The following is a 6,110-nucleotide window of genomic DNA, read 5'->3' on the forward strand; positions in this document are numbered from 1 at the left end:
ACGTTCGCGCGTTCTTCCCCGCAGCGATCCAGAAGATCGACCAGGTGATGGAATGCCACCTCGTTTCAACAGACTAGGACTACCTTTCGAAGTTCCTCACGACGGGAATTCAGGAGTACCAGACCATCGTCGAGTGGCTCATCGACACGGAGATCGCGTTGACAAAAATTTCAGTTTCATCGTGCTCAAGACCCCGCTCGTGAAAGCGCGAACGCCCCTGAGCTTGTTTCTGCTGAGGCACAGGATCGGAGACGGCAGCACAAAAGCGCGTTCCTGCAATTTGCCGCAGTCGCTCGTTCCTACCGAAAGCTCGAAACGCAATCGACATGTTGGTCCAACGTGTTACTCTGACGGTCCGAGACGAGGCAGCACAACATGCTGCGCCCTTGCAGCTCGACAGGCGGAGTGACGCAATGAAACTCGACCGGATCGATATAAAGATTCTACATGAGTTGCAGAAGAATGGGCGCGTGACCAACGTAGAACTCGCCGAGCTCGTAAACCTTTCGCCGAGCCCTTGCCTGATGCGAGTGAAAAAGCTGCAGTCGCAAGGTTTTATCGAAGGCTATTCCGCTCAGATCAATGTTGCCAAGCTCGGCCAGATGCTAACAGTGTTCACCGAGATTACCCTGAAGAACCACCGGCAGATCGACTTCGCGCGTTTTTTGGCGACGGTCGAAAAGGTTGACCAGGTCATGGAATGCCATCTCGTCTCGGGCGGATATGACTATCTCGTGAAATTCGTTACGGCCGGGATCAGCGAGTATCAGACGATCATGGAGCGACTGTCCGATATGGAGATCGGCATCGACAAATATTTCAGTTTCGTGGTGCTGAAGTCGCCCATCGTCAAAGCGCATATGCCGCTAACGAGCCTATTTCCTCTGTAGGCTGGCCACGCGCTTTCAGCATGAGGACAGATGCTTGACAATAGCTCTCCGACCGCTCGGAAAGTTGCCGAACAATCCTCTGACCTGACGGTTGTGCCGCGGCACCTCCATTCATTGCTATGAAACCCGTAAGCGGCGGCGCTCAGCCTTGCTCGTTGCGCGGGTCACCCAGCGCCTGGTCGCTAAGGCAAAGATGGTGGAAGGGGATCACGGCGGCGGTATCGATCCTGAGAAACTTGCCGGGCGGCGCGGCAATAAATAGGAAGCGAGCGCTTTGGCATCTTCGAGCTTGGTGGCGACCACAGGACCAATAATCTCGCCACGGCCGAAGGCGCGAAGGAAGGCGAAACCCGTGACCTTTCCATTATGACGTACCACAACTAGTTCACCGGCTTTGGTGAGATAGATGAGATCAGATCGCTGCGGTCGGCGCCGAAAGCCTTCCGATTGCGTTCTTCCATGACAGCGAAATCGGTTGCCGATGCGGCCATCGCGGCTGTCGGCGATTCTCGGCTGTTCCATGCGGCACTCATTCTGCATTTTCCGGCCGGGGCCTTCGTCGGATCGGTCAGGGCATCAAGTCCTTTATTCGGTAATAGGTGCCTACAACAGGCAGGAACCAGGGATTCCCCGTGTGCAATGGCACCGCGGGCCAGGCAAAACCGTCAAGCGGGTTGGCGTCCTTCCGCCCCATGGCCATATCGGCAAGGGCGTTACCCATAAACGTCGATAACTGGGCTCCGTGGCCGGAATAACCCATACTGTAAATCACCCCATCGGCGCTGCCCGCTCGAGGATAACGATCTTGCGTGCAACCGACGAGGCCGCCCCAGCAATAGTCGATTTCGACGTTTGCGAGCTGCGGAAATATGCCAACCATCTGCTGGCGCAGAAGTTGGCCAGAGCTAACGTCGGTTTTCTGGTTCGATGCCGCCGAAAATCTGGCCCGCCCCCCGAACAACATGCGGTTGTCGGGTGTGAGGCGGAAATAATTGGCAATGTTGAGGGAGTTTGTGAAGTTGCGGTTGCCCGGAAGGGTCGCGGCAGTTTCCTGCGGAGTGAGCGGCCGCGTCACGATTATGAAGGAAGCGATCGGCATGAGCCTTCGCCGGAAATAGTTGAAGGTGCTCGGCGTATAGGCGTCTGTTGCCAGAATGACCTGGCGGGCGGTTAGTGTGCCTGTCGGCGTTTTCAGTCGCCAGCCATTCCGCTCGCGTTCCCGCGCTGTGACGGGGTTACGTTCCCAGATCTCAGCGCCATGGCGGTGGGCCGCCAGCGCCAGGCCGTTGGCGTAGCGTCCCATGTGCATCATTGCCGATTTCGGAGAGAGAATACCACCATGGAAGGCATCAGATAACACCTCCTTGCCGAGCTCCTCACGCGTCAGCCATTCGGCGGACGGGTCAACCTCCCGCCGGATTTCTGCGCACATCGTTCGGAGCTTCGCCACGTGGGACGGCTTCGAGGCCAGCTTGATTTTGCCGCCCCGGCGAAAGTCGCACGCGATCTTTTCATCCTCGATGATGCGTTCGATCATATCGATCGAGTCATCATAGGCTCGCCACAGGCGGTGTGCCCGGTCTTCCCCGAGATGCTGTTTTGCGGCGCTGAAACTTGCGAAGTGACCGCTGTTGAGGTGCCCACCGTTGCGACCGGACGCACCGTATCCAACGTGTTCCGCTTCCAGCAGAGCGACCTTCACCCCTTCTTGCGCCAGTTTGCGCGCAGCGCTCAGGCCCGTGAAGCCCGCACCGATCACCGCCACCTCGAAATCCCCCGAGACCGGGGCAGCAGTCCCCCTAGCAAAGGGGGTGGAAGTTTCATGCCAGTACGAAGCAGTTCTCATCGGCGCAAGCCCTTATGCTCGTCTCATCGAATACACCAAGTATAGCCCTGCTTGCGCTCAATAGTGCGGGACGATCCGTTGCGTTCCGAAATAATTGGCTTTCTTGCGAGGGGCAAACGACAGGATATTCTGTCTGCGTGTCACGCGTCCCAGATGCCGCAGATTTGAAGGTGCTCGCTGCCTTCCGGGCACGCAAACATTGTTTTACCCAGCGTTTCGAGGGAGGTTCACTCTGCCTTGCTGCCGGTTGCGACATAACAGGAGTGCAGGCCCGATTGTCGCGCACCGGGATGGAGAGATCCCCTTGCCTCCTCGTCCGGCGGCAGTAGCCCAATCCGCGACACCTCCGCTGGAGGTGTGCAGGACGGAGGAATTGCGACCATTGGCGAGAACATCTTTGGCCTTCATGCGCGGACGGTTGCCGTTTTAGTCGCCTTGGATGATACCGCTCTAAGCGGAGCCCGAGTGCTTCTTGCCGAATTGCGGCTTTGTTAAATAAAAAATGCTGATAATGGCCGAAAGCAAGCCGAACCTGCCGCTCCTTGCATGCAAATATTCTAACAATTGCAACCTAAGCCGGGATCAGAGACACTGTCAGCGCGGTGTGCGATCCGGAGAACGGAGCGGATAGCTGAAATGCAAAAATCGGTGCGCCTGAAATCGTTCGAACTCGTCGCCCAGGATATCAGAAGCGTTGACGTAAGTCTGCTTCATGCCTTGTCGACCGGCGTGGGCTGGCCGCACCGTCCCAAGGATTGGGAGTTCCTGCGCCGCGCCGGCCGAGGCATCGTCGCGGTCGACGGAATTGGACGGGTCTTCGGAAGTGCAATGTGGTTTCCTCATGGAGACGATTTTGCCACCGTCGGGCTCGTGATCACATCGCCTCGGACGCAGGCAGAGGGAAACGGCCGCTGGTTGATGCAACAAGTTTTCGAGCAGTGCGGCGACCGGAATCTGGCTCTGAACTCGACCGAAGCGGCTTATAAACTCTATCTGTCGCTCGGCTTCACAAAGGAAGCGACGGTTTACCAGTACCAGGGGGAAGTTCCTCCCGCGCTTCCCGCGCTGCCAGCTTTGAATGGCGATCTGAGCGCGCTGTCGATCGAAAAGATCGAGGACATAACCGCTCTGGACACATCTGCCTTCGGGACGAACCGAACACAATTGCTTGCCCTCCTCGCAGAAGGTGCTGCAATTTGCGTGCTTCGGCGCGGCGGTGAAATTGTCGGCTATTCCATGTGTCGCGAGTTCGGACGGGGTCATGTGGTCGGCCCTATCGTGGCAAGCAATGATCACGATGCGATGCATCTCGCGGCCGTGCATCTTAAAGATCTGGCTGGTCAATTTGCTCGCGTCGACACACGGGAGAAAGGTCCGTTTGCGGACTTTCTTCAACAAAGCAGGCTGGCTATTTCCGAGACCGTTACCACCATGTCTAAAGGCCGTCGCTTCCTGAATCGACAAGCGGACGAACCGACCGTGTATGGCCTCGCCGGCCATGCCTTGAGTTAAGCCCAGACGAGCGAAAATTCAAAGCTGACCATCTAGCACGACGGTATCCCGCTGATCTGGCGCGCAAGACACGCAGACGATCGTGCAGTCACTTGCCTCCTCCGGGGGGCGATCAGCACGATATCACGATGATTGAACCGGCCCTACGGCAATTTGGACTTGCGAGTTGCGCCGGTTCCTTCCTGGCAGTATCAGCTGACGTTTAACCGTGGTCCTCCAGCACCTTGGGTGCGGGTTTTGTCGGCGGGCGCAAAAAGAGTTGTGCCCGACTTGGCGAGTTTCGACCTTGAAGGCAATATCACCCACACGTCACGGGCTCCAAAACTGTCCGAACAGAAGTTACGCCCAACATGAACGTCGTGCGCCTCTCCTCATCATGTCGGGCGAGTGGTGGCATGATTAGGAGCCATCGGTGCGTGATGAGGTAGCCGTTTGCCCATTCTGCCGGTTGGCGATCAGATCGTCGACGACGGCGGGATCGGCGAGCGTCGAGGTATCGCCGAGAGCGCCGAAATCGTCCTCGGCGATCTTGCGCAGGATGCGGCGCATGATCTTGCCGGAGCGGGTCTTCGGCAGGCCCGGCGCGAACTGGATCTTGTCGGGAGCAGCGATCGGGCCGATTTCGGCGCGCACGTGTTTCACCAGTTCCTGGCGAAGCGTGTCCGTCCCCTCGTGGCCGGCCATCAGCGTCACGTAGCAATAAATGCCCTGGCCCTTGATCGAATGCGGATAGCCGACGACCGCGGCTTCCGAAACCAGATTATGCGAGACGAGCGCGGATTCGACTTCCGCCGTACCCAGCCGGTGGCCGGAAACGTTGAGCACGTCGTCGACGCGTCCGGTGATCCAGTAATAGCCGTCTTCATCGCGGCGGCAGCCGTCGCCGGTGAAGTACTTGCCCTTGTAGGTGGAGAAATAGGTCTGGATGAAGCGCTCGTGGTCGCCATAGACCGTGCGCATCTGGCCCGGCCAGCTGTCGGTGATGCAGAGATTGCCGTCGGCCGCCCCTTCCAGCACCTTGCCCTCGTTGTCGACCAGCTGCGGCTTGACGCCGAAGAACGGCATCGTTGCCGAACCCGGCTTCAGATCGGTGGCGCCCGGCAGCGGCGTGATCATGTGGCCGCCGGTCTCCGTCTGCCACCAGGTATCGATCACAGGGCAGCGTTTGTCACCGACGACATTGTAATACCACTCCCAGGCTTCCGGATTGATCGGTTCGCCCACAGTGCCGAGCAGGCGCAGCGAAGAGCGCGAAGAGCGCGTGACGAATTCGTCGCCCGCGCCCATCAGCGATCGGATCGCCGTCGGTGCGGTATAGAAGATATTGACCTTGTGCTTGTCGATAACTTCCCAGAACCGGCCCTGATCGGGGAAATTCGGCACGCCTTCGAACATCAGCGTCGTGGCGCAGTTCGCGAGCGGCCCATAGACGATATAGGAATGGCCGGTAACCCAGCCGACATCGGCCGTGCACCAGTAGATGTCGCCATGATGGTAGTCGAAGACATATTCATGCGTCATCGCCGCATAGACGAGATAGCCGCCCGTCGTGTGCAGCACGCCCTTCGGCTTGCCGGTCGAACCTGACGTGTAAAGAATGAAGAGCGGATCTTCCGCCTTCATCTTCACCGGGGGGCATTCCGGCTTCACCGTCGCGACTTCCTGGTGATACCAGAGGTCGCGGCCCGGCGCCCAGCCGGTCTTGCCGCCAGTGCGGCGCACGACCAGCACCTTATTGACATGCACATGCTGGCGGGCGGCGATGTGGATCGCCGTATCCGTATTGTCCTTCAGCGGCACCGGTTTGCCGCCGCGCAGACCTTCGTCGCAGGTGATGACGAAGGTGGATTCGCAGTCGACGA

At 58.5% G+C, this 6,110-nt stretch carries 5 protein-coding genes and 1 pseudogene; 3 read left to right on the plus strand and 3 right to left on the minus strand.

The window, feature by feature from the left end:
* Positions 1-14: 14 nt before the first annotated feature.
* Positions 15-235 (plus strand): annotated as a pseudogene (locus ATY76_RS34180) (Lrp/AsnC ligand binding domain-containing protein); the annotation flags it as partial.
* Between the two features lie 178 nt (positions 236-413).
* Positions 414-890, plus strand: a complete 477-nt coding sequence (locus ATY76_RS13125) for an Lrp/AsnC family transcriptional regulator (RefSeq protein WP_088675179.1) — start codon at positions 414-416, stop codon at positions 888-890.
* A gap of 207 nt (positions 891-1,097) precedes the next feature.
* On the opposite strand, the gene ATY76_RS33220 is transcribed toward ATY76_RS13125, so the two are convergent.
* Together ATY76_RS33220 and ATY76_RS13130 are read right to left on the minus strand one after the other, a co-directional pair.
* Complete coding sequence (locus tag ATY76_RS33220) at positions 1,098-1,412, minus strand: hypothetical protein (protein WP_141105015.1); 315 nt, start codon at positions 1,410-1,412, stop codon at positions 1,098-1,100.
* 46 nt (positions 1,413-1,458) lie between these two features.
* A complete protein-coding gene (locus tag ATY76_RS13130; protein WP_088675180.1) occupies positions 1,459-2,736 on the minus strand; it encodes an FAD-binding oxidoreductase in 1,278 nt (425 codons plus the stop codon).
* 636 nt (positions 2,737-3,372) lie between these two features.
* On the opposite strand from ATY76_RS13130, the gene ATY76_RS13135 reads away from it, so the two are divergent.
* Positions 3,373-4,248, plus strand: coding sequence for a GNAT family N-acetyltransferase (locus ATY76_RS13135; protein ID WP_088675181.1), 876 nt, complete (start codon positions 3,373-3,375; stop codon positions 4,246-4,248).
* 399 nt (positions 4,249-4,647) lie between these two features.
* Here the strand turns inward: ATY76_RS13135 and acs are convergent.
* Positions 4,648-6,110, minus strand: a 1,463-nt coding sequence (gene acs / locus ATY76_RS13140; protein WP_088675182.1) for an acetate--CoA ligase, incomplete at its 5' end; no start/stop codon positions are given.

The organism is Rhizobium sp. R339 (genome assembly GCF_002211395.1).
In the GTDB taxonomy this organism is placed as follows: domain Bacteria; phylum Pseudomonadota; class Alphaproteobacteria; order Rhizobiales; family Rhizobiaceae; genus Rhizobium.